Origin of the sequence: Trichocoleus sp. DQ-A2 (assembly GCF_039961915.1) — a bacterium.
In the GTDB taxonomy this organism is placed as follows: Bacteria; Cyanobacteriota; Cyanobacteriia; order Cyanobacteriales; family FACHB-T130; genus FACHB-T130.
On record NZ_JAMPKD010000001.1, the window covers coordinates 270,426 to 293,761 of the forward strand.

Below are 23,336 nucleotides of genomic sequence, written 5' to 3' on the forward strand. Positions count from 1 at the left end.
TCTTGAAGTGTAGATGGCAAATGAAAAGATTGCCTTTTGTAGAATGAGCCATTCGCCAAAACTATGTAGTGTGTAAAGAGAAATCAACCCACTTCAATCGAATTTTTCACTCAGAAATCTGACTTAAGCAGGCGTTTTTTCGGAAATAATTGTATCGCGGACTAGACGCCCATCTTCCATGTGAATAATTCGGTCAGCAACATCTAAAATACGATTGTCGTGAGTTACCATCAAAATCGTACATCCTTGTTCCTTTGCCAATCGCTGCATCAGCTCGACAACATCGCGACCGGACTTACTATCTAAAGCAGCAGTAGGTTCGTCAGCTAATACTAATTTAGGATGACTCACTAAAGCACGCGCGATCGCTACCCGTTGTTTTTGTCCCCCAGAAAGATTCTCCGGGTAGTAATTTATGCGATCGCCTAACCCCACCGCTTCCAACATCGCGGCTGACCTGGTTGCAGCTTCCTGTGACGGAATATCCCGATGCAGTTCCACCGACATTTGTACATTCTGTCGCGCTGTTAGGCACTTCAGCAAATTGTGAGCTTGAAAAATATAGCCTATGTGCCGCCGTACCTGCACCATTTGGCTTTTAGAAGCTCCAATTAGTTCTTGTCCTAATACTTTCAGGCTACCTTCTTGAGGAGACCTTAAACTGCCCATTAAAGTCAATAATGTAGTTTTTCCTGACCCTGATGGCCCAGTCATGATTGTAATTTCTCCCGGCTGCATTTCCAGATTTATATCAAATAAAATCTGTTTCCTGAGCGAACCTTTGCCAAAGTAATAATTGAGATTTTTAATTGCAACAATCGGTTCTTGCAGCATAATTTTTCAATTACATTAAAATTAGCAACTAGCTATGTTAAAAAATACCATTTAAAAAATATCAGCGGGGTCGGCAGCTCGGAGCTTACGGACTGCGATCGCACCTGAAATCAAGCACATAAAAATAGTTAAAAGCAACACTACGGTTGCTCGAACAACAGTCATTGCAATCGGTAAATTTGTACCGCCTTTTATAAAAATATAAAGCCCTGACGCTAACGAAAAGCCAGGAATATAACCTAAAACTGATAAAATTAAAGCTTCCTGAAAAACAACAATTAGTAAGTATAAATCCGTATAGCCTATCGCTTTTAACGTAGCATATTCAGCTAGATGATCGGCAACATCAGTGTATAGGATTTGGTAGACAATAACTGTACCAACAACAAATCCCATTAAGGTTCCTAAACCAAAAATGAATCCAATTGATGTACTGGTTTGCCAATATGTCTTTTCAAACTCAATAAATTCTTCATGGGACAAAATTTGTACATCTGTACAATCTTTATCCATATTTTTTAAGTCTTGGCATTTTTCATCATTCTTCTTTAAATTAAAGGACTCCTTCATATTTTGAATAACTTGACTTACATCCGCACCGGCTTCTAAATTAACCACTCCAATATCAATCAATCCTCTCTGTCGTCTAGGGAACATCCGAAAAAAGTTCAAATCGCTCGTTATCAGATTACCATCGGCTCCAAATGATGCGCCTAGCGTGAATAAGCCTTGTACTTTGACGCGACGGCTTTCTACTTCTGTTTCAACAGTTTTTCCCTGCTTAAACCAATCACCAACTGCCCCAAATTCTGGACGAGACGCTTCATCAAATAAAACAACATCTGGAAGTTTAATTTTATCTCGGTTATTTTTAACTTCGGGTAAATTTAGAATTTCTGCTGCGGGATTAAATCCAATTACCATCAATTGGCGAGTGCGGCGATTTTCTGGATTTTTCCACAAGCCAAAGCCAAGATATACTGGACTGACCGATTCTACTCCGTCAAAGCTGAGAGCTTGATACAGTCGCCGCTGTGGGAAACTTTTCATGGCAATCAAAGCCGTGGACTGGGAACTGACCAAAAAAACGTCCCCCTGCATATTTTCATGCAAGCTTACGGAGCTTTGAAAAAGGGCATCGCGAAACCCTAACTGCACAAACATCAAAATGTCAGCAAAACCAATACCGGCAAGTGCCACCAGCAGCCGCATTTTTTCACGGGTAAGCTGTAACCAGGCTAGAGGAATTTTTGGCATGATTCTACAAAACTTGTTGGCAAGGGGCTAATGGCTAATTGTTCAAAAGCCATTAGCAAAAATAGCTAAATATGAATTTTGACGGTAACTTTAGAGTTAGTTAAACCGGCAACGCGGCGGCTGGACTCTGCATTTAAGCGAATTTTTACTTCCACCACTCTGGCATCTACATCTGCGGCTGGATCGGTATTTAAAATATCTTTTTTCCCAATTTGCAAGCCAATTTGATTGACCGTTCCTTTGAGTTCATCGGCAAAAGCATTGCCCTCGCTGTTAATCGTCGCTTGCTGCCCTAGCCGCACTTTTCCGATATCACTTTCATAGATTTCTGCGACAGCAACCATTAAATCGGTTTGACCAATTTCGACGATTCCATTATTACCAATGGTTTCTCCAGGACGGGTATGAACTTTCAAAACTTGACCAGCAACGGGTACGCGGACATAGGCTGATTCCAAGTCGGCTTGCGCTTGTTTGACGGATGCGATCGCGTTCTCAATTTCGGCTTGCGCTGCTTGGACATCGACGGGACGAATTTCCGCAATTTTTTCTAACGTTGCTTTCGCTTCGTTGATTTGCTGTTCTAGAGTGGCGATTGTCTCTTTAGCAGTGGCTTTGGCTTCGTTAATTTGCTGTTCCAGGGTGGCTACTTTCTGGTTAGCAGTGGCTTGAGTTTCGTTGAGTTGCCGAAGTGCCGTTTCTACTTCTAAGCGCTTGGTGTCAAAGAGAGAAGCTCCAACTGCACCTTGTTGATATAGCTGCTCATAGCGCTCAAACTCCTTTTTCGCATTATCCATCTGGGCAGTCAGGCGGGCAATCTTGGCAACAGACGCATTTTTTTCCCCTTGCAGTTCGGCTTCTAAACGAGCTACCGTCGCCTGTTGAGTGGCAATTCTCCCGCGTAACTCCTCTTGAGTACGAGCGATCGCTGCCTTCTGAGCGGTAATTTCCCCGGTTTGCGCTCCAGCCTTAACTTTATTGAGATCGGCTTGGGCGACTTTGACTTGTTGTTTTGCCTTGTCCAAAGCTGCTTGTAAGCGATCGCGATTGTCGAGAATTGCCACCACTTGACCTTTTGTGACCTTATCTCCCTCACCGACCAAAAGTTGCTCCACGCGAGCAGCGCCCTGAATTGACATGGGAGCAGAGAGTTTGATCACTTCCCCTTGTGGTTCCAGACGCCCTAAGGCAGTCACAGCAAGCTTAGGAGGCGTACTCGGCTCTACTGCTGGCACCGGCTGCTGAGCAGCCTCTCGCAAGGCATAGAGGTTGTAAACGGTAACGCCGCTGGTTGCTAAAGCACCAGCCACGACAACCGCGATCGCCCACCGCCCTACAGGTTTTACGAATGGTTGATTCTTGGAGCCAGATTCCTGTGCCATAGCCTTTAAGGAAATTATTTTTATTAATTAATCTTAAGAGGTAGGCATCAATCTGGCGAGGGAATCTTACTAGCAGATTAAGCACTCGGTAAGTCAAACAGAACTGTCGTCATGTAATGTTCTGCCCACTCCTCGCCAAAAGCTTTTTCTAGCACTCGACGGGTTTTGTCGTTTTGCTGCTGTTGGGTGCAGTAGTTGCGTTGACCCTGCAAAATTTCAGCTTGTTGTTCGGCAGAAACGGGTTTGGCGGCTTTGGCATTAACACAATGAATTTCTAAAAACGCCTCGACGCGAGAGAGAAACTGGGTTTCTTCCTCTGGATTACTGGGTCGAATAAAGATGCAGAATTCTGAAAAGATTGCGCCCCAAGCGGGTAGTTCGCGCGGTTGGGAAAATTGAAGGGCAGGTAGCGCCTGAAGTTCAGCGGTATAGTTTGCCGGTAAGGTGCGGTCGCTGCTTGTAGGAGAAAGATCTGCAATCGCAGCACTAATTTGTCCCCGTCCCCCGACTAAATCGCAGCCAAACATTGGCAGCGCGTATTCTGGACGCGGAAACATCACGCAATGCAAAATATCCAGCATTGTGCCGACTTTTGCCAATTCCAGGTGCATTTTGCGGAACTGCGGCGACTGGTAGCAGCGATTTTCAATCGTTAGCTTTTCACCTTCTAATCGCCCTTCCACATACCCCAACTCTTCTGGCAGGTGGTAGGGAGAAAGGTCGAGATGGCGGTGCCAAACTGCCTCGATAGTGTCCGCTAAATTGCGAATCAGAGGGTGTTGTTGTTCGCGTAGGGAAGGCTTAGAAGTTTCGAGCATTTTTTTAAAATTTGTTTTCTTTAGCGTACAAGAATCCAGTAATAAAGGCAGGTAGGTTAAGGATATCAGCTTGCCACCCGCGATAACCCAGAGTTATAACAACAGCTAATAGCTAGGGGCAGGCGATAAGTATGAAGGGTGAAGTCTTTGGCGATCGCTACCAAATCGAACAACAGCTTGGAAAACGCGCTGGAAGACGCACACTCCTAGCGCGTGACCAAAAAACGCAACAATTAGTAATAATCAAACTATTGACTTTTGGCAGTGATTTTGAGTGGGAGGAGCTTAAGTTATTTGAACGGGAAGCGGAAACTTTAAAATCTTTGACACATCCGGCGATTCCGCGCTACCTGGATTATTTTGAGCTAAATTCACCGAACTACAAAGGATTTGCCCTCGTCCAAACCTACGTGGAAGGGAAATCTCTAGAGGAACATCTCAAAGGAGGACGAACTTTCAGCGAAGCAGATATCAAGCAAATTAGCACTGCAATTCTCGAAATTCTCAACTATTTGCATAGTCGTCAACCTCCAGTTATCCACCGAGATATTAAACCCAGCAATATTTTATTAACCAGCCGTTCTGGTAATAATGTTGGCGGAGTTTATTTAGTTGATTTTGGGGCGGTGCAGACTCTCGTCGCCAGGGAAGGCGGGACAATTACAGTTGTGGGAACTTATGGTTATATGCCGCCAGAACAATTTGGCGGACGTGCAGTTCCCGCATCCGATATTTACAGTCTAGGCGCAACTTTAATTTATCTGGCAATAGGTCAACATCCTGCTGATTTACCTCAAACAGATAACCTGCAAATTAAATTTGAAAAAACTGCCAATCTCAGTCCTGTTTTAATCAATTGGTTAAAGCGGATGACACATCCCAGCTTAAATCGACGCTTGGCTTCTGCTAGTGAAGCACTACAAGCATTAAAACAAGAACATCCAACAGCAGATAGCTTTCCTCTAGTTGTCAAGAAACCAACTGGTAGCAAAATTTCACTGACTAAAAATGCAGATTTTATTAAAATTAGTATCCCTCCGAAGGGACTTACTGCTTCTACGATAGGGTTGTGCTTTTTTGCGATCGCTTGGAATTCATTCATCTTCGTGTGGACAAGCTCTGTCCTATTTGCACCACTAGGCTTCAACTTGTTTATGGTGTTGTTTTCACTACCCTTTTGGTTTGCTGGCGTGAGTATGAGCTGGCAGATTCTCTTTGCGTTATTTGGACGATCGCAGCTTTACAGCAATCAAAAGCAAATTTCACTGACATGGGAAATATTTGGATTTAAATTCCATCGTCCTCGTCCAGCATTGAGACAGGATATTAACAGGTTGGTATACATCCCGAAACACCATAAAAAAGACTCAGAAGGAAACCGGGTTGATGTTCCAGGCAAAATCATTATTGAGGCAGGATTAAGGCAGTATGAACTTAACGCTGAGAGTGGCGGCATCCATGAAGCGGAACTCGAATGGTTAACCCAAGAACTTAGCGAATGGTTGGAAATACCCATTACAAGAGATTATCTTCCTCCAGCCGCTCGATAGTCTCCTATAGTTGATTGTGGATAGTTCGCAGGAAACGGGTATGTTTGGTTTAGGATGGCCTGAAGTGGGAGTAATCGCGATCGCAGCGATTTTAATTTTCGGTCCCAAGAAGATTCCCGAACTGGGAAGTTCGCTGGGTAAGACTTTACGCGGCTTCAAGGACGGAGTAAGGGGCGTGGACGAGGAACCATCAGATGAAAATCAAGACCTCAAATAACGGGTAGGGACACGGCATTGCCGTGTCCCTACAAATACATAACTGATGAGCGTTTAAAGGGTCTGTGCTACAGACGCCTTCAAGCTATTTTGATTTTCTATCGACGGTGCAACCGGCTGATGTCCGTTTTCCCCTTGAGGACGACGCGCCTCAATTAAGCTAATCGCACGGGTGACGCTTTCTGGCAAAATGACCACCAAACTGCCTTCTGGTGCTTGATCCAGCGCCGTATTTATGGCGGTTGTCTCATCCAGAATGGTTTCATACCGGCAATCTGGCTTTTCTTGCTGAATTCCCTGAGAGATTAAGGCAGCTGCCTCACCGCGAGGACGCCCCCGCGTATCATCATCTTCCTTGATGATGATGCGGTCAAACATATTAGCCGAGAGTATGCCCAGCGTGATGAAATCTTCGTCGCGGCGATCGCCAGGGCCACCTACCACACCAATTCTCTCACCAGGCCAGTTGCGGACAAAACCACCTAACGCCTCATAGCTGGCTGCATTGTGAGCATAATCGATCAGAGCATTATATTTGCCCATCTCGAACATATTCATCCGTCCTGGTGTCTGAGCGGTTGAAGCGCGGAACGTATTTAAGCCCTGACGAATTTCCTCAATCTTCACCCCTTCCGCAAAAGCCGCCAAACTCGCCGCTAGCGCGTTGGCAATCTGAAAAGGTGCCCGTGCCCCCATCGTCAGCGGCACATTCACCGCTTGTTCAATCCGTAGTACCCAATCTCCCTTCAAAATCGACAAATAGCCATTTTCATAAGCCGCTGCCAAACCGCCCCGACGGGTATGTTCTCGCACCAGCTCATTTTCTGGATTCATGGTGAAATAAGCTACTTGTCCTTGCACCCGCCGCGCCATCGCTGCTACCAAGGGATCGTCGGCGTTCAGGACGGCATAGCCTTCTGGCATCACCGATTCCACCACGACGCTCTTGAGATGAGCCATATCTTCGATCGTTTCAATATCGCCAATTCCCAGGTGGTCGGCAGCCACGTTTAAGACGACACCCACATCAGAGGCACTGAAGGCTAAACCAGAGCGGAGAATCCCCCCCCGCGCCGTTTCTAGCACCGCCACTTCTACCGTGGGATCTGAAAGAATCAGCTGGGCACTTTGAGGGCCGGTGTTATCCCCCGGTTCCACCATATAATCCCCAATGTAAGTGCCATCGGTGGTAGTGTAGCCAATCGTTTTCCCCGTCTGCTTGAAGATGTGGGCAATTAGACGAGTCGTTGTTGTTTTACCGTTGGTGCCAGTAATGGAAATGATGGGAACGCGAGTGGGCGCTCCAGGCGGAAAGAGCATATCTAGCACTGGGGCAGCTACATTTCGCGGCAAACCCTGGCTGGGACAAACGTGCATCCGGAATCCGGGGGCGGCGTTCACCTCAACAATCACCCCATCCATTTCTCGCAAGGGTTTGCTGATATCGGATGTCACCACATCAATTCCAGCAATATCCAACCCGATAATCTTGGCGACTCGTTCGCAAAGCCAGATATTTTCGGGATGGATCTCGTCAGTCCGGTCAACAGCAATCCCGCCAGTGCTGAGGTTGGCGGTTGCCCGCAGATAACAAATCTCTCCGGCGGGTAGCACGGTCTCCAGGGTATACCCCTGCCGTTGCAACAGCGTGAAGGTGGTGCGATCTACTTCAATTTTGGTGAGGATGTTATCGTGCCCTTCACCCCGATGGGGATCGCTATTGGTTAGCTCAATCAATTGCTCGATGCTGGATGTGCCATCTCCTACCACATGGGCGGGGACTCGTTCCGCAACTGCCACCAATTTGCCGTTGACCACCAATACTCGGTGGTCGCTTCCAGTATAGTAGCGTTCAACAATCACCGAGCGAGTTTTAGAAGCACTCTTGGCAGCATCATAGGCTTCTTCTGCTTGTTGGAAGTCGGTGATATTGATAGTAATGCCCCGTCCGTGGTTGCCGTCGAGGGGCTTGAGGACGATTGGATATCCCCCCACCTCTTGAATGGCGTCTTCAAGTTCGTCCAGGTAGTGAATTACCGTGCCGCGCGGAACCGGCACCCCGGCTTGGCGCAACATTTTTTTGGTGCCTTCTTTGTCGGAGGCAAGTTCGACACCCAAAATGCTAGAGTGGTTGCTCAAAGTCGCCTGCATCCGCTTCTGGTAGACGCCATACCCTATCTGAATCATGGCGCGAACGCTTAAAGGCATCCAGGGAATTCCCCGCGCTTCGGCTTCTTTGACAATGGTTTCGGTGCTGGGACCGAGGGCAGCAGCCCGTGCGAAATCCCTCAGGTCTTTGAGATCCTGTGCTAACTCCTGAGCGGAGTAGGTGCCGGTGTCTACAATACTCTGACAAAGGCGCACGGCGGCTCTGGAGGCATAGCGACCGGCTTGTTCATCGTGGTACTCAATGACCACCTGGTAAATGCCTGGGGTGGCTGTTTCGCGGGTACGACCAAAGCCAGATGGCATCCCAGCGAGTTCCTGGAGTTCTAGGGCAACGTGTTCGATGATGTGTCCCATCATCGTGCCTTCTTTGACTCGGCTCAAGAAACCACCTCGACAGCCAGGGGAACAGAAGTGTTCTTCCAGACTTGGCAGCACCTGGATTAATCCCTCGTAGAAGCCAGGAATCTGATTGGATGGCTTTTCTGCAAGTTCTTCTAAATCTAGGCGCATGACGACCAATTTTTGCCGTCGAATACTCCAGTAGTTGGGACCCCGTAATGTCTGGATTTTTAAAATTCTCATGGCTACTTTTGCGGGTGATTCAGAGGATGTGGGCTGTCGAATCGCGGGTAGGGACGAAGATGCAAGCGATTTCACATCTGCTGCTTTTAAGAGAAAACTTTGCCAGAAAGGCTTCGCCCTTACTGAATCCGCTGCTACTTTAAGCAATTCCCTAGTTTCCAGCTTTAAAAAGTCACTAGACTGTTCTCCACGAACAGTTTTTTGCCAAAAAGGCAATCATGACAAGTTTTAAATTTGGAATTGAAGTACCGCTAGTAATATTCACTCATCAGCCATCGGGTAGCAGGATGACTCGCTGCTGTAAATGGTAGCGATCACCATAACTAAGAATATGCAACCGTAGATTGAAAATACTAATCGGATCGGTTGCTCCCACTAAAGATTGATTCGTGTGAGATATCTCCCCAGGATCGACGATAGACACGGTGCCTTTGCCGACTACCTGTAAAAGACCATCCGCTTCCACTAAGGCGCAAGTATCTTCGTCAATCCCAATCCCTAATTTGTCTGGATGAGCCGAAATCGCACTAATCAGACGCGCCATGCGATTGCGATTGTGAAAGTGTTGATCTACGATCACATCCGGTAAAATCCCTAACCCTAGCGTCATATCGACTAGGGAACGATTGGGAGACTCGCCGCTACCGCCTCCCGCAATCATATGATGTCCCATCACCGCCGCTCCTGCACTGGTTCCTGCCAGCGTAATCTCTCCCAGTTGCGCGCGGTATCGGACTCTTTCCATAAATGGCGTCTCGCCAAGCAGTCCACAGAGTCGCAGTTGATCGCCTCCAGTCATGAAAACCCCTGTACACTCTTCAATGTACTCCTGCATCAAGGGATCGTAACTCTGCTCCCGTTCGCGGATATCTAACACTTTCACTACTTTCGCACCCATTTCTTGAAAGATGGTGAGGTAGCGATCGCCAATCACCGCAGGTTCTCTGGATGCTGACGGAATAATCGCAATACAGGCATCTGTCGAGCCAGCACGATTAAAAAAGGTTTGTAATATCTCTCGTCCGTGAACTTTGTCTTCCGCACCGCCGATCACCATGATGGCGGTTTTCGTTGATTGGGGCATCCTCTGTACTAAGGATTGAGGTTCTAACTGCAGCATCATGTTGCTCTTGAGCATAGGGTGATATCGAATACTATCGTTCTGCCAGTTGATAGGAATGCCAATTTATCCTGATGCATGGTTCTTGCTCAACTCCCTCTAACCCCCTTGCTCACCAGGACAATCTCTCTTTTCACGCTTGTCAATCGTCTCAATTTCCTTATCAATCTTTCTGGCAGGCGTTCCATCAACATCACCAAACAATTTAATTGTTTTTCTAGGTTGTTGAGTAACAAACGTTACAGATCGCCCATAGCTTGTCGCTTTTGGGCTTAATCCTATATGCATAATGCCAGATCGAGTCAACTTTTTTTATAAAATATTTAACATTATCTTGCGATTAGGGATACCGGGTAGTGGGTAATCGGTAGGAATTCGTAGGGAATGGGTAAAATCAACCTACTACTTAACTATCACCGACTTCTGCTGTGCGATTTGATATTGTTACTCTTTTTCCAGATTTTTTCTCCTCTCCTCTGAGTTCGGGACTGTTAGGGAAAGCTTTAGCCAAACAGATTGCTTCTGTGCATCTGATCGATCCCCGTAACTTTGCCACCGATAAACACCGCCGAGTGGATGATGAGCCTTACGGCGGCGGAGTAGGGATGTTGATGAAGCCAGAGCCGATATTTGGTGCTGTGGAGTCACTGCCAGTTCTAGCCAGACGCGAGACGATCCTGATGACGCCGCAGGGAGAACCGATGAAGCAACCGCTGTTTCGAGAATTGGCAGCCAATTATGACCAATTGGTAATTATTTGCGGTCATTATGAAGGTGTCGATGAGCGGGTGCTGAATTTGGTGACACGGGAGGTATCTTTAGGGGATTTTGTCTTGACTTGTGGAGAAATCCCGGCGCTGGCACTACTCAACGGCACCATTCGCCTACTACCGGGAACGGTGGGGAAGGAAGAGTCTTTAAAAGCAGAAAGTTTCGAGGCGGGGTTGTTAGATTATCCTCAATACACCCGTCCTGCTGACTTTCGCGGGTGGAAGGTGCCGGATGTTTTACTATCGGGGAATCATGCGGAGATTGAACGCTGGCGGCGAGACAGACAAATCGAGAGAACGCGCGATCGCCGTCCCGATTTATTTGCTGCTTGGTTGCAAGATTCCAGTTCCAACCAAAAACCAAAAACCATGAATCAGAATGAGCTTGAAAATGATATCGTCACCATTAGCCAACTACAAATCGCGCTAACAGCCCAAGCGGGTACGATTCAATCAAAATTGTCTGAATTAAGTCTTACGGCTAATACTCAAACCCAGGAAGGGTTGATGCAGCTACTACAAGCATCTGTGCAAGCACTGCTAGAAAATTCCGAATGCTGGACTCATGTGTTGGGGAGTTCACAGACAGTTTCTAGTCGGGAGGAAGCTGAAACAGTCTTCAACAAACTTTCGTTACAAGAACGTAGCAAATTTACGGCTGAAACCCTCTCTAACGTAGATGGCAAAGTTACCCAGCAACAAGTTGAACTCGATCCAGATGAAGAACAACCTGCATACATCGTCGTAACATTGCTAATCGGCACGGCTGACGATCAGCCATTATTTGAAAACCTCAATTCTGCACATACTGTAAAGCTTGCTTTAGAGAAAGTTACAGCCATCAGCCTCGACTATCTAATGGTGTTTGAACTACTCTGGAGTCCTCAGGTAGAAACTGATGCACTTACTCAAGAGGAGCTTTTGAGCGAGTACCGTGACCTGATAGCGATCGCTTAATCTCAAGTTTTACAACTGACTGCTTGCAGGCTAAAAAGCTTAAATTATGGGGAAAATCAGCCGGGTTTAGTTTGTTCCAAATTATGATTTTCTCAGGTTGAAGTGGAGTCGTCCCGGTGTTAAAAAAGCTTTTCAAATATGTACTGGTAGGTGTAGTGCTGGTGCTGGGCTACCACGCGATCGCTTCTGCCATTAGTGCGGCATCGACTCGTCAGCCTGTGTGGTCAATAAACCTACACGCTAGTACGGCACCAATCGCAACACAGAACCGATTGCTGGTGCCAACGGGGAATACAAAGCCCTCAGCACTTCAATCACTCGATCCGGCAACCGGGAAGGTGCAATGGCGGAGCCAGCAGCCGATTGGCAGGGTGTTTGCTATAGAGGGTAATACTATCTATGCCAGCGATTTCGGGCTACTGCCACTAGTTAACGATCCCAAAAACCTGGTGACGCTTGATGCCAACACAGGCAAGACAAAAGCAGTATTGCCACTTGACAATTCAGACTTTGCGGGAATGATTGGAGTATCTCAGGGAGCCTTCATTCTCAACAGCTATGTCAGACAGGGAGTAGAGAGCGATCGCAACGAAATTTCTGCCCGTACTCCAGATAAACTGCTCTGGAAGTTTGTCACCCCCAAAGACAGTATGGTTTCTACCTTTGAGAGTGTGGACTCCAAATCGCCTGTGGTTCAAAATGGGGTAGTGTTTTTGCCCATCTTAGTTAATCCCAGTACACCGCAAAGAGGATACCAACTCACCGGATTGGATGCCGCTACAGGCAAAGTCCTCTGGACTTGGAACACCTCAGCTGAGCTAACGGATGTCACAGTTTTAGGAGACACTGTATATCCGGCAGTGTATAGCAAAGACCGTACAGGAAAGGAACCTGGTTGGGTCAAGGCACTCGATTTAAAAACGGGCAAGGAACGCTGGACTCATACGATGCGGGGCGGTGAAGCCAAGCTAGCGAGTGATCGCGAAGTCTTCATCTGGGATGGTGATGTCAAGACGAGTACGCGATTTGTCGTTTTGGATCGGCAGACTGGGGCTATGCTTCGGCAATTTACCTTATCTCGCCAGGATCGGCAAGAACCCAGACCCATCGCTCTGGCGGACAATATTATTTACACGGCTGATATGGAAATCGAAGGTGTCAGAGCTCTTGGTTTCTATGGTTCAGCAAAGAACCATAGTCGGGTGAATGCCTTCGATGCCACAAGCGGACAGGTGCTTTGGCACACCCCGACACTCCGTGAAAGCCATATTTATCGATTTGTTCTGAATGGCGATCGCTTGTTCTTAAGCAGTAACGGGCTAGAAAACAATGTCCAGAGTGTTGTGCAGTCCTTTTCTACTCGCTAGAACCGCTGACGCAAACTCCAGACCAGAAACCCGCCTGAGATCGCAGCGTAAAGCACAACGCTGACAGCTGCGATCGCCCAAAAGAATGGATTCCAAGCACTCTGGCTGACATCAATCCCCATCGGGCCGACAAACCTTTGCAGCACATCGATACCGATACTACTTGCGATCGCGCCAACACCACTGACCAGTACCCACCAACCTGCTTGCGGCACTTTTGTTCTCAGCACTAGCCACTGAGCTACCCCCAGCAAGATGCCGTAGGTACCATCAAACAAAAACTGAGGCAGCACAGACATGGGGGGCATCATGCCACCTATCAAGCCGGAAGCTGGGGGCATGAGTGTCGCTGCCCACAGCCCGTTGATTACCGCTAGGGCGATCGCACTTCCCAAACTGGTTGCCAGCACCCAGGAGCGAATAGATGGGAGCCACTGCCTTAAAACCAGCCATTGAGCAGTTCCACCTAAAGCACCGCCGATCAATCTAAATACGATGAGGATCAACAAAAGGCTAGTGCTACCTCCAGTGAATCCTCCCCCTGTCGCTGATGCAACCGCTCCGGCAACTCCGTCCACAATGATTTGCAGCAGTTTAGCCACGACACAGGCAACTAACCATTGCCACAAAAGTTTCTTCCATGCCAAAGATTTGTCTATCGTCACGCTCAATCACTCTTTAAGTCATTTATTCTGTCAAATGTGGCTTATTTTAAGGGCAGATTATTGGCGACAAACCCCCATTTGCCGTCCTGATAAACAGCTGCCAGACCTTCAGAAAACTTCGTCGCTACATCAAATTGAGGGGTAATCATAAACTTGCCAGTTTTATCAATAAAACCCCATTTACCACCCTGAGCAGCCGGTGCCAGCCCCTGAACAAATTGGTCTGTCTCTTCAAACTGCGGTGAAATAAGGATTTTCCCTGTTTTACCGATGTAACCCCATTTACCCGCCTGATTGATGGCTGCCAGTCCTTCAGAGAAATTTATCGCTTGGTCAAACTGAGGAGAGATAATCATCTTTCCTGCTTTATCAACATAGCCCCATTTTCCCTGTTTTTGGACAGCAGCTAATCCTTCAGAAAAAGGAGTACAGTCATTAAACTGGAGTGGGATAGCAACCTTACCTTTACTGTCAATATAGCCACATTTCTTGACTTGTCTGACGGCTGCTAAACCCTGAGAATATGCGACTGTCGCCTCAAATTTGGGTGGAACAATAAACTTGCCAGTTTTATTAATAAAGCCCCATTTCTTGCCCTGCTGAACCTCTGCCAATCCCTCAGAAAAAGGCATAGCGGGTAAAATCTGGGAATCAAACTGAGGAGGAATGATAAACTTGCCAGTTTTGTCAATGTAGCCAGTTTTGCCACCCTGCCGGACGGCTGCCAGCCCTTCGGAAAATCCACTACAACGCTCAAACTGTAACGGGATGACAACTTTACCTGTTTTACTGAAATAGCCACATTTGCCAGTAAAACCGCCCAGTTGCACATCTACCAGTCCCTCAGAAAACGAGCCAACAATATCAGGTGCTTCCTCTCCTTCGCCATTGTCAGGTCCAATCCTAAATTTGGGAGGAATGATGAACTTACCAGTTTTGTCGATAAAGCCTTTTTTGCCCTCTTTTTCAACCTTAGCCAGCCCATCAGAAAATGGGTAGACATCATCAAACTGAGGAGCGATCGCCAGATTCAGAGTTGCTTTGGTTACAAACATCTGCTCATCTGTTACATCGGCGGAAGCTTTTTGAGTTTGAGGACACAGACTTATAGCCAGTAGCAAGAATCCACCAGATAGGACAGCTGCACTTAAGGAATGTATGGATTTTTTGTTCACGAGCAAAATCTCTCAACGTTGCAGATGATGGATTGAAGAATTATCGCTGTTTTTTCCCTTGAGTAGATGCTAATTGTTTCTCTGCCTGTTGCATACTCTGACGCGCATCTGCATCGTTAGGGCTGAGTTTTAGACCTTGCTTAAAAGCTGCGATCGCTTCCGGTAACTTTTTCTGTTTCATCAAAGCTATTCCCAAAAGGTAATAGATGTCACCATTTTTATCTTTCTTTTTAGATTTCCATTCAATCCCTTTACGGTAAGTAGCAACTGCCTCATCTAATTTGTTTTGTTTAACTAGAACCTGTCCCAACCCTTGATAAGCATCTGTATAGGAAGGATAGAGTTCAATCGCTTTGCGGTAAGCCGCGCTCGCCTCATCTAATCGGTTTTGCTCAGCCAGTATCCACCCCAGCCCTTCGTAAGGCAGATGATAATTAGGTACAACCTGAATTGATTTTTTGTAGGCAGCAATGGCTTCTTCTGGTTTTTTCTGTACAGTAAAAGCGTCACCTAAACGCAGGTACGTCAGGTTGGCATTGGGGTCTAATTCAATCGATTGACGATAAGCTGCGACTGCCTCATTTGTTTTTTCTTTTACCAGCAAGACGTTACCTAAGTGGTAGTATGCATCGTCATTCTTCGGTTCTAGCTCAAGAGTTTTGCGAAAACTTGCCTCTGCTTCGTCCCATTGACGTTCGTAAGTGAGAGCAAGCCCCAACCATAGATGACTCTTAGCTTTTGTGGGTTGCTGTTCAGCGGCTTTGCGACAAGGTGCGATCGCTTTTGCACTTTCTCCTTGTTCCACTAACGCAAAACACAGACCAAAGTGGGCATCAACCAACGTTGGGTCAAGTTGTAGAGCTTTGTTATAAGCTATTACAGCTTCGCTGAGCATCTTCGGTTTGGTGAATAGCCACTCCCATGCCAAAGATTGTTGTTGTAACTGGCTAGCGATCCGAATGCCTTTACCTGAACTTTCCCAGAATGTCATGTAGGCATTGCCAAGGTTAAGAAAGGCTTGAGGATCTGTAGGCATCGCTTGAGTCTTTTGGCGATAGGCAGCAATCTTTTTTTGATCTGCTTGCACCTGCCTCAAGGTCTGGTAGTCTCTGAGAAAAAACCAGCCGTAGTAAGCTCCTACCGCTAGACCCAAACCAAGAATAGAGAAAATAAAAATTTTCCGAGGTTGCTTGATTTTAAAAATCATAATTATTTTTTAATATTTACTGACTCTAATCCGATTATCAGGAATTGGTAAGATAATAGGTGAAAATTGTTTTTGACGTATAAATTTAATAGATTATTAAGTATTCTTTGATTTCAATGAACTAAACTAAAAAATAATTTATTTTTCCTAAGCGTGAGCTTTTTCTCGACTCAGTGAAAATTTTGCCGCCGGGTTTTATTCACATAATAATCTCCGCTTTATTGTAAGTGTCCACTCACCCAGAATTCTGATATCTAGCCATTAATCTAGCACTCCAAACCTAAATTAATTCTAAAATCTTCTTTTAATGAATTAATGTAAAGATATCAGCAGATTGACTGCAACCTTATCACCTCGACAATAGCGGCAAGGAAAAGCTAGCGTGGAGGAGAAGAATGGAACTGCGAAAATGCTACGAAACGTAAAACTTCAGTTGCTTTGGGCTACAGTCCTGAGTTTCACGGTAGTCAACAGTGTGAATATTCATCTGCCCATTGGCAATCAAGAAACCGGGCTGAAGATTGGCAATGAAGCCGAGGCTAGAAGTAGTGGTGGACGAAGCGGTGGCGGCTCTTTTCGCTCTTCACCGTCGCGTTCTAGTTCCAGTCCCAGTCGCTCCAGTAGCGGTAGTAGCTCCTCTCCCAGATACTCTACACCGTCGCAGTCGAGCGGGGGCAATACAGGTGGACGAGCAGGCGGCGGCTCTTTTCAAAGAACCACTCCCCTACCGTCCTCAGTGAGAACTCAACCGACGCGTCCGAACTCGTCTTGGAATGAACCTTACTATAGACAACCGGGAAGCACTGTCATCGTGCCGGTTCCTGTTGCACCGCCGCCCGTCTATACCTATCCCAACACCGTTCCGCCGAATTATTATCCCAATAACGTTCCTGCGAATCAATCAACTTACCCTCAAACTGCGCCGGGAACGGCAAATTCTGTTCCTGCTCAAGTACCAACCAATTCTGGCTATTCTTCCACCGCTAGTAACTCATCGAGTGACTTTCCTTGGCTTTTCTTATTGATGTTGTTGGCAGTTGGGAGTATTGGGCTTTGGGCTTATTTTATCTTTTTGAAGAAGAAGGGTGGGAGTGCGGCTCATGAGCTAGAGAATGATACGGTTACGGTCAGCAAGATACAGGTGGCGTTGCTGGCTCAAGCTCGAAGCATACAATCTCAGCTGACGGAACTGAGCCTGAATGTAGATACAGATACTTCTGAAGGGTTGATGCAGCTACTACAAGAATCAGCTTTAGCGTTATTGCGCTCGCCCGAAAATTGGACTCATGTTCTAGCGAGTTCGCAGACGGTGAAAAGTCGAGAGGACGCCGAGGCAATTTTCAACCAAGTTTCTATACAAGAACGCAGCAAATTTAGTGCGGAAACCCTTACAAATGTGGGTGGTAGAGTCAGACAACAAAAACCCGCGATGCCTGACTTGGATGATGGCCCAGCAGCTTATATTGTGGTCACGTTGCTCGTCGGAACAGCGGATGACAAGCCGTTATTTGAAGAAATTCGCACCGCTGAAGCTTTGAAGTCAGCTTTAGAGAAAGTAGCGTCCATCTCCCCTGACTACCTGATGGTGTTTGAACTGCTATGGAGTCCCCAAGCGGAAACCGATAGCCTTACCTACGATGAGCTATTAACTGAATACACGGAGATGGCACAGATATAGCCGCAGCGTTTAGTCCTACCGCTTGCAAAAGTCCTTCAATGCCCTCAGACTGTAAGTTTGGGGCTATACAAACAAAGCCTGCCGACCCAGGCTTCAAGCCGAAATAATTTTATAGTCTCGCGTTGCGCGGACTTCGTTTGTGTAGCTGCGGCTTCGAGTCGCCAAGCCAAGTATTGTTGTTGAAATTTTGCTGAAAACGGATAAATGGCTAAGATTCGCATCGGAAACGGTTACGATATTCACCGCTTAGTTACTGGGCGTCCTTTAATTCTGGGAGGAGTGAAGATTGAGCATGAATTAGGATTGCTGGGGCACAGCGATGCCGATGTGCTGACTCATGCGATTATGGATGCGATGCTCGGTGCCCTGAGTTTAGGCGATATTGGTCATTATTTTCCCCCGACAGATCCCCAGTGGGCAGGGGCTGATAGTCTGGAACTGCTCAAGCAGGTGCATCAGCTAATTCGGGAACGAGGTTGGCAAATTGAGAATATTGACTCAGTAGTTGTGGCGGAACGTCCGAAACTGAAGCCGCATATTGATAAGATGCGCGATCGCTTATCCGATGTCCTAGAATTAAAACCCGATCAAGTAGGCATCAAAGCCACTACAAATGAAAAGTTAGACTCAGTTGGGCGCGAAGAGGGAATCGCAGCTTATGCTGTAGCCTTACTGGTAGCTTCTGATTAACTTGGCTCAAAGCTATCGAGTCAAAAGGTTGAAAATGTCTAGGATAGGAATGAACGAGAAACGGATAAGACAGAGACTCTCAACACGCTGGGAGCATTAAGGCAATGGAAGCTGGAAGATTTGAACTTGCTCAGGGCGATCGCTCTTTGCATTATCGTCCTGATATTATTGTCCGCAGTCGTGAAGGGCAAACCGTTCTATTAGTTGAAGTCAAAGCTACTCAACCCCAAAGTAGTAAAGCTAATCTATCGGCGCTTGCACAACTCAAATCTCAGTTGCAAGCTGCAAACGTGAAAATTCCCTTCGCTATGCTGGCTGATATTGAAAACATCGAGATTTTTCAATGGGACGGTGCTAATTTATCGGAACCCATTAGCGAACTGAAAACGGCAGCCATACTTAATCATTACGACCCCGAATTTAGCAGCAAACGGATCTTTGAGCGATACTTGGCGACGCTCGTGCAAGCTTGGGTGCGCGACTTAGCTTATCACTGGAAATCGGAAAAGCCGCCAGCATCAGAGGAATTGGCAGATATCGGTTTGTTGCAGGCGCTGGAAGATGCAGAGACTTACTTTGAAGGTGGCGCTTCTTGGTGATACTTTACGTTGAGACTAATTTCCTGATGAGCATTGCCACAGGACGCGACTCCCAAGCGAATACTTTGCTAGAGAATCCGACCGCATCAGTCCAGATAGCGATACCAAGCATTTGCTGTATGGAAGCTCTCTCTGCATTAGAGGATGAAGTAAAGCGCCGCAATCGTTTTATGAATGAACTGAATATTCAAATCAGCCAGTTACGACGAGATGTCACCTCATCCCACGCCCAGTCTCTCCTTTCACATTTAGAACAGTCGCTGATTGAGAATGAGGCGCTACTAAACGATGTCGAAACTCGTCTTTTCCAAGCCCTCGATCGTCTCAACACCAAGGCAGAGATAATTCCCTTAACTGGCGATATGCTTCAGGCAAGCTTAGATACACGTTTTATCAACAAAGACCCAACGGATAACTTGATTTTGCACTGCATTCTTAATCATGCACGGCTGCATACCACAGATAGGAAAGTGTTCCTCAGCGCCAATGTTAAAGAATTTAATCCGCCGGAAGTTCAAGCCGCTTTGCGTGATGCTGGCGCGGATAAATATTTTAGCCGCACACAGGATTTCCTCGGTTGGTTAGAGTCTCAGTAAGTTTTAATTAATACTCGTACAGACAATCATTATGAAATTATCTGCTACTATTCCCCTAATCTGGCGTCGTTTGTTCGCTGTCATGCTGGCGATGATAAGCGCGATCGCGCTCCATAGCTGTAGCCTGAATCAATTCAATACAAAAGCCGCTCAGGTGCCGCAGTTGGTGGACAGTATTCTGCAAGATCCCAAAACTTTTAACTATGTTCTAAGTCAAGAATCACCCAACGTTTTTAGCTTAATTTACGAAGGGTTAATTACTGAAAACGGCAATGGTGAACTTGAACCCGCCTTAGCTGAATCTTGGGAAGTCGCCCCAGACAAAAAGCGAATTGTTTTTACCATGCGGGAGGGCTTGAAATGGTCTGATGGTCAACCACTGACCGTTGATGATGTCATCTTTACTTACAATGAACTCTATTTCAACGAAAAAATTCCTACTGATATTAGAGACATTCTAAAGATTGGCAAAGATCGCCTGCTGCCCACTGTCCGTAAACTTGATGAACGACGGGTTGAATTTACAGTTCCAGAACCTTTTGCCCCGTTTTTGCGCTACACCGGACTTGCAATTTTACCTGCTCATGCGCTGCGAGAATCCATTGTCACTACAGATTCAGATGGAAAACCCAAGTTTCTGTCTAGCTGGGGAATCGACACCGATCCCAAAAAAATTATTGTCAATGGAATGTATCAGCTAGAAAACTATCAAACTAGCGAGCGGGTGACATTTCGACGAAATCCCTATTACTGGCGCAAGGATACTCAGGGTAATCAACAGCCATACATCGATCGTATTGTCTGGCAAATTGTCGAAAATACCGACACATCTTTTATCCAATATCGTTCTGGCGGTTTAGATACTCTGGGGATCGCGCCGGAATATTATTCTCTCCTTAAGCAAGAAGAAAATCGGGGAAAATTTAAAATTTACACGGGTGGCCCAGAACTCAGCACGACTTTTTTGGTTTTCAATTTAAATAAAGCCAAAAATTCTCAAAATCAGCCCCTCGTAGACCCAATTAAGTCTCGCTGGTTCAATAAGCTTGAGTTTCGCCAAGCGGTTGCTCACGCCATCGACCGTCAGAAAATGCTGAACAATCTCTATCGAGGGCTGGGAGAACCGCAAAACTCACCGATTTATAAGCAAAGTCCTTACTATTTATCCCCAGAGCAAGGTCTCAAAGTCTACGACTATAATCCAGAAAAGGCGAAAGAATTGCTGCGAAAAGCTGGATTTAAATATAACCCACAGGGTCAACTTTTCGATGCAGATGGCAATCGAGTTCGTTTTAGTATGCTGACCAATTCAGGGAATAAGCTGCGGGAGGCTATCGGTGCTCAGATTAAAGAAGACCTTGGCGCAGTTGGGATTCAGGTAGACTTTAATGCGATTAACTTCAATACGTTGATTGAAAAAGTTTATACCCAACGGAAATGGGATAGCTATATTGGCAAAATTGGCGGTGGCGGCATTGAGCCAAATGGTGGGGCAAACACTTGGACAACTAAAGGGGGTTTACACACTTTTAACCTAGGACCGCAAGCTGGAGAACCTCCGCTGAAGGGTTGGGAGGTTGATGACTGGGAATTGGCAATCGAAAACCTTTACATTAAAGGTGCCAGCGAACTTGATGAAAGTAAGCGGCGAGAAATATATGTCGAAAGCCAACGCATTACCCAGGAAAATTTACCCTTTATTTATCTGGTAAATCCGCTTTCAATGGAGGCAGTGCGCGATCGCGTTCAGGGCGTTAAATTCTCTGCCCTTGGTGGAGCCTTCTGGAATCTTTATGAACTCAAAGTCGCAGAAAACAAAAACATTCCGTAAACAAGGCAAAAAACAATTAGGTAAAGGGAAGGAAAAGAGTAATTTCCTGCTTCCTCTTTTTCTATCTTTTTACTTTTTGCTTTTTCCTTTTGCTTTATTCGGCTGTCACCCGACTTTACTCAAAACGCAGGCATCTGAGAAAGTATCCCAGTTGGTGACAGCTACATTAAGCGATCCCAAAACTTTTAATTGGGTACTTAATCAAGAATTTCCCCATGTTTTTCTATTCACTTACGAAGGATTAACGTCTGAAAATAGCGTTACGGGTGAAATTGAGCCTGCATTAGCTGAATCTTGGGAAATATCAGAGGATAAACGGCGAATCGTTTTTACCCTCCGAGAAGGATTGAAATGGTCGGATGGTCAGCCACTGACAGCGGATGATGTTGTCTTCACGTATGAAGATGTGGTTCTTAATAAAGAGATTCTTACCGATGCCAGAGATAGCCTAAAAATTGGCACATCTGGTGCTTTTCCGCAAGTCAGAAAGCTAGATGCACGGCGGGTTGAATTTATTCTGCCAGAACCGTTTGCTCCTTTTTTGCGAACTACAACTGGCTCAAAAAACGATGCGATCGTGATTTTGCCAAAACACGCCCTTGAGGACGCGGTAAAGTCGAAAAACTCAGAGGGAAAACCCAGGTTGATGTCTATCTGGGGAGTGGATACCAATCCAGCGGAAATAATTGTTAATGGCCCTTATAAAATAGAAAGTTACACCACTAGCGAACGGGTCGTATTTCGGCGTAACCCGTATTACTGGCGACGAGATGTACAAGGCAATCAGTTGCCTTACATCGATCGGATCGTGTGGCAAATTACGGAAAATATGGATACTCAGCTGCTTCAGTTCCGCTCTAATGGTTTAGATACGACTGACGGGTGGGGGCGATTGCGTCCAGAAGATTTTCCACTTTTAAAGCAAGAAGAAAAGCGCGGAAAATTTACAGTTTATACAGGTGGACCGCGATCGGGCACGACTTTTATTTCTTTTAATCTAAATAAAGGACGCCGGAACGGACGCCCTTTGATCGATCCAGTTAAATCTCGCTGGTTCAATAATCTATCATTCAGACAAGCGGTTGCTTATGCCATCGATCGGCAAGCGATGATTAACAACACTTTGCGCGGTCTGGGTGAAATGCAAAATTCACCAATTTCTGTACAAAGCTCTTACTATATAACTTCGGCAGAAGGTCTGAAAGTATACGAATATAATCCCGAAAAATCTAAGAAATTACTATTAAGCGCAGGGTTTAAATATAATAATCAAGGTCAGTTGTTAGACGCTGATGGAAATCGGGTGCAGTTTACATTAATAACGAATGCTGAAAATCAAACCCGCGTGTCACTGGGAGCGCAAATTAAGCAAAGTTTGAGCAAAATTGGCATTCAAGTAGATTTTACCCCAATTGCCTTCAACACGCTTGTAGATAAACTCGCAAACACTTTAGATTGGGAATGTTATTTGCTCGGCTTTACCGGGGGCATTGAACCCCATAATGGTGCGAATGTCTGGTTGCCAGATGGCGGATTACACAGCTTCAATCAGGATGCCGTATCGGGGTCAAAGCCGATTCAGGGTCGAGAGGTGGCTGCTTGGGAGGCGGAAATTGGGCATCTGTACATTAAAGCTGCCCAAGAATTGGATGAGATCAAGCGCAAAGCTATCTATGCCGAAACGCAGCGGATTACGCAGGAATATTTGCCGATGATTTATCTAGTCAACCCGCTGTCAATGTCAGCCGTGCGCGATCGCGTTACCGGCATCAAATACTCTTCTCTCGGCGGTGCCCTCTGGAATGTTTATGAGCTGAAAGTAACCGATTAACGGCAAAATTTACATCGCCAATTCTTGTTTTTGCATTTTCTA

Annotated in this window: 20 protein-coding genes and 1 pseudogene; 11 read left to right on the forward strand and 10 right to left on the reverse strand. The window is 46.2% G+C overall.

Annotated elements, in window-relative coordinates; all coding sequences use genetic code 11:
- Nucleotides 1–123: 123 nt before the first annotated feature.
- From NC997_RS01120 to NC997_RS01135, 4 genes are all read right to left on the reverse strand, one after another.
- A complete protein-coding gene (locus NC997_RS01120; protein ID WP_190434372.1) occupies nucleotides 124–834 on the reverse strand; it encodes a DevA family ABC transporter ATP-binding protein in 711 nt (236 codons plus the stop codon).
- 51 nt (nucleotides 835–885) lie between these two features.
- Nucleotides 886–2,091, reverse strand: coding sequence for an ABC transporter permease DevC (gene devC, locus NC997_RS01125; RefSeq protein ID WP_190528694.1), 1,206 nt, complete (start codon nucleotides 2,089–2,091; stop codon nucleotides 886–888).
- 65 nt (nucleotides 2,092–2,156) lie between these two features.
- Entirely contained in the window at nucleotides 2,157–3,473 is a 1,317-nt protein-coding gene (locus tag NC997_RS01130) for an ABC exporter membrane fusion protein (protein WP_190528696.1), read from the reverse strand.
- Between the two features lie 77 nt (nucleotides 3,474–3,550).
- The gene (locus NC997_RS01135; protein WP_190429440.1) at nucleotides 3,551–4,291 is read right to left on the reverse strand and encodes a phycocyanobilin:ferredoxin oxidoreductase; all 741 of its coding nucleotides are present in this window, start codon (nucleotides 4,289–4,291) and stop codon (nucleotides 3,551–3,553) included.
- 131 nt (nucleotides 4,292–4,422) lie between these two features.
- Between NC997_RS01135 and NC997_RS01140 the strand changes: the two genes are divergently transcribed.
- Together NC997_RS01140 and tatA are read left to right on the forward strand one after the other, a co-directional pair.
- Nucleotides 4,423–5,841: a serine/threonine-protein kinase gene (locus NC997_RS01140; protein ID WP_190528697.1), complete on the forward strand. Its 1,419-nt coding sequence runs from the start codon at nucleotides 4,423–4,425 to the stop codon at nucleotides 5,839–5,841.
- A 40-nt stretch (nucleotides 5,842–5,881) separates the two neighbouring features.
- On the forward strand, nucleotides 5,882–6,058 hold the full coding sequence (tatA, locus tag NC997_RS01145; protein ID WP_190412322.1) for a twin-arginine translocase TatA/TatE family subunit: 177 nt from the start codon (nucleotides 5,882–5,884) through the stop codon (nucleotides 6,056–6,058).
- Between the two features lie 53 nt (nucleotides 6,059–6,111).
- Here tatA and cphA read toward each other — a convergent pair whose 3' ends face one another.
- The 3 genes from cphA to NC997_RS01160 form a co-directional block, all read right to left on the reverse strand.
- On the reverse strand, nucleotides 6,112–8,808 hold the full coding sequence (cphA, locus tag NC997_RS01150; protein WP_190528780.1) for a cyanophycin synthetase: 2,697 nt from the start codon (nucleotides 8,806–8,808) through the stop codon (nucleotides 6,112–6,114).
- Between the two features lie 268 nt (nucleotides 8,809–9,076).
- Entirely contained in the window at nucleotides 9,077–9,928 is an 852-nt protein-coding gene (locus NC997_RS01155) for a cyanophycinase (protein ID WP_190528782.1), read from the reverse strand.
- Between the two features lie 99 nt (nucleotides 9,929–10,027).
- On the reverse strand, nucleotides 10,028–10,216 hold the full coding sequence (locus NC997_RS01160) for a hypothetical protein (protein ID WP_190429442.1): 189 nt from the start codon (nucleotides 10,214–10,216) through the stop codon (nucleotides 10,028–10,030).
- Nucleotides 10,217–10,356: 140 nt separating this feature from the next.
- Here NC997_RS01160 and trmD point away from each other — a divergent pair.
- The 3 genes and pseudogenes from trmD to NC997_RS01175 all read left to right on the forward strand — a co-directional run.
- Nucleotides 10,357–11,040, forward strand: a pseudogene (trmD, locus tag NC997_RS01165) (tRNA (guanosine(37)-N1)-methyltransferase TrmD); the annotation flags it as partial.
- A gap of 27 nt (nucleotides 11,041–11,067) precedes the next feature.
- Entirely contained in the window at nucleotides 11,068–11,655 is a 588-nt protein-coding gene (locus NC997_RS01170; RefSeq protein ID WP_242031435.1) for a DUF1517 domain-containing protein, read from the forward strand.
- A 116-nt stretch (nucleotides 11,656–11,771) separates the two neighbouring features.
- Complete coding sequence (locus NC997_RS01175) at nucleotides 11,772–13,022, forward strand: PQQ-binding-like beta-propeller repeat protein (RefSeq protein ID WP_190528699.1); 1,251 nt, start codon at nucleotides 11,772–11,774, stop codon at nucleotides 13,020–13,022.
- On the opposite strand, the gene NC997_RS01180 is transcribed toward NC997_RS01175, so the two are convergent.
- Genes NC997_RS01180 through NC997_RS01190 form a run of 3 tightly spaced genes read right to left on the reverse strand, consistent with a single transcriptional unit; the run spans nucleotide 13,019 to nucleotide 16,069 of the window.
- Nucleotides 13,019–13,687 (reverse strand): hypothetical protein, encoded by a 669-nt coding sequence (locus tag NC997_RS01180; RefSeq protein WP_190528700.1) that lies wholly within the window; start codon nucleotides 13,685–13,687, stop codon nucleotides 13,019–13,021. The two genes, NC997_RS01175 and NC997_RS01180, sit on opposite strands and share 4 nt — an antisense overlap.
- Nucleotides 13,688–13,728: 41 nt before the next feature.
- Entirely contained in the window at nucleotides 13,729–14,862 is a 1,134-nt protein-coding gene (locus tag NC997_RS01185) for a WG repeat-containing protein (RefSeq protein ID WP_190528701.1), read from the reverse strand.
- 40 nt (nucleotides 14,863–14,902) lie between these two features.
- Complete coding sequence (locus tag NC997_RS01190; RefSeq protein ID WP_190528702.1) at nucleotides 14,903–16,069, reverse strand: tetratricopeptide repeat protein; 1,167 nt, start codon at nucleotides 16,067–16,069, stop codon at nucleotides 14,903–14,905.
- A 409-nt stretch (nucleotides 16,070–16,478) separates the two neighbouring features.
- On the opposite strand from NC997_RS01190, the gene NC997_RS01195 reads away from it, so the two are divergent.
- The 6 genes from NC997_RS01195 to NC997_RS01220 all read left to right on the forward strand — a co-directional run bounded on the left by NC997_RS01195 (nucleotide 16,479) and on the right by NC997_RS01220 (nucleotide 23,294).
- The gene (locus NC997_RS01195) at nucleotides 16,479–17,747 is read left to right on the forward strand and encodes a DUF1517 domain-containing protein (RefSeq protein ID WP_190528703.1); all 1,269 of its coding nucleotides are present in this window, start codon (nucleotides 16,479–16,481) and stop codon (nucleotides 17,745–17,747) included.
- A gap of 204 nt (nucleotides 17,748–17,951) precedes the next feature.
- Nucleotides 17,952–18,437, forward strand: a complete 486-nt coding sequence (gene ispF / locus NC997_RS01200) for a 2-C-methyl-D-erythritol 2,4-cyclodiphosphate synthase (protein ID WP_190528704.1) — start codon at nucleotides 17,952–17,954, stop codon at nucleotides 18,435–18,437.
- 104 nt (nucleotides 18,438–18,541) lie between these two features.
- Nucleotides 18,542–19,036 (forward strand): type I restriction enzyme HsdR N-terminal domain-containing protein, encoded by a 495-nt coding sequence (locus NC997_RS01205; RefSeq protein WP_190528706.1) that lies wholly within the window; start codon nucleotides 18,542–18,544, stop codon nucleotides 19,034–19,036.
- Nucleotides 19,033–19,632: a PIN domain-containing protein gene (locus tag NC997_RS01210; RefSeq protein ID WP_190428364.1), complete on the forward strand. Its 600-nt coding sequence runs from the start codon at nucleotides 19,033–19,035 to the stop codon at nucleotides 19,630–19,632. Before NC997_RS01205 ends, NC997_RS01210 begins: the two co-directional genes overlap by 4 nt.
- Before the next feature lie 31 nt (nucleotides 19,633–19,663).
- Nucleotides 19,664–21,463 (forward strand): ABC transporter substrate-binding protein, encoded by a 1,800-nt coding sequence (locus NC997_RS01215; RefSeq protein ID WP_190528708.1) that lies wholly within the window; start codon nucleotides 19,664–19,666, stop codon nucleotides 21,461–21,463.
- A 76-nt stretch (nucleotides 21,464–21,539) separates the two neighbouring features.
- Nucleotides 21,540–23,294: an ABC transporter substrate-binding protein gene (locus NC997_RS01220; protein WP_348257752.1), complete on the forward strand. Its 1,755-nt coding sequence runs from the start codon at nucleotides 21,540–21,542 to the stop codon at nucleotides 23,292–23,294.
- The last annotated feature ends 42 nt before the right edge of the window (nucleotides 23,295–23,336 follow it).

What these genes read in the sequence shown, in the direction of transcription:
- NC997_RS01170 (WP_242031435.1), top strand. Translation starts at nt 11,068, where the DNA reads ATGAATCAGAATGAGCTTGAAAATGATATCGTCACCATTAGCCAACTA.
- NC997_RS01190 (WP_190528702.1), bottom strand. Translation starts at nt 16,069, where the DNA reads ATGATTTTTAAAATCAAGCAACCTCGGAAAATTTTTATTTTCTCTATT.
- NC997_RS01140 (WP_190528697.1), top strand. Translation starts at nt 4,423, where the DNA reads ATGAAGGGTGAAGTCTTTGGCGATCGCTACCAAATCGAACAACAGCTT.
- NC997_RS01160 (WP_190429442.1), bottom strand. Translation starts at nt 10,216, where the DNA reads ATGCATATAGGATTAAGCCCAAAAGCGACAAGCTATGGGCGATCTGTA.
- devC (WP_190528694.1), bottom strand. Translation starts at nt 2,091, where the DNA reads ATGCCAAAAATTCCTCTAGCCTGGTTACAGCTTACCCGTGAAAAAATG.
- NC997_RS01155 (WP_190528782.1), bottom strand. Translation starts at nt 9,928, where the DNA reads ATGCTGCAGTTAGAACCTCAATCCTTAGTACAGAGGATGCCCCAATCA.
- NC997_RS01135 (WP_190429440.1), bottom strand. Translation starts at nt 4,291, where the DNA reads ATGCTCGAAACTTCTAAGCCTTCCCTACGCGAACAACAACACCCTCTG.
- NC997_RS01120 (WP_190434372.1), bottom strand. Translation starts at nt 834, where the DNA reads ATGCTGCAAGAACCGATTGTTGCAATTAAAAATCTCAATTATTACTTT.
- NC997_RS01215 (WP_190528708.1), top strand. Translation starts at nt 19,664, where the DNA reads ATGAAATTATCTGCTACTATTCCCCTAATCTGGCGTCGTTTGTTCGCT.
- NC997_RS01205 (WP_190528706.1), top strand. Translation starts at nt 18,542, where the DNA reads ATGGAAGCTGGAAGATTTGAACTTGCTCAGGGCGATCGCTCTTTGCAT.
- ispF (WP_190528704.1), top strand. Translation starts at nt 17,952, where the DNA reads ATGGCTAAGATTCGCATCGGAAACGGTTACGATATTCACCGCTTAGTT.
- cphA (WP_190528780.1), bottom strand. Translation starts at nt 8,808, where the DNA reads ATGAGAATTTTAAAAATCCAGACATTACGGGGTCCCAACTACTGGAGT.
- tatA (WP_190412322.1), top strand. Translation starts at nt 5,882, where the DNA reads ATGTTTGGTTTAGGATGGCCTGAAGTGGGAGTAATCGCGATCGCAGCG.
- NC997_RS01130 (WP_190528696.1), bottom strand. Translation starts at nt 3,473, where the DNA reads ATGGCACAGGAATCTGGCTCCAAGAATCAACCATTCGTAAAACCTGTA.
- NC997_RS01195 (WP_190528703.1), top strand. Translation starts at nt 16,479, where the DNA reads ATGCTACGAAACGTAAAACTTCAGTTGCTTTGGGCTACAGTCCTGAGT.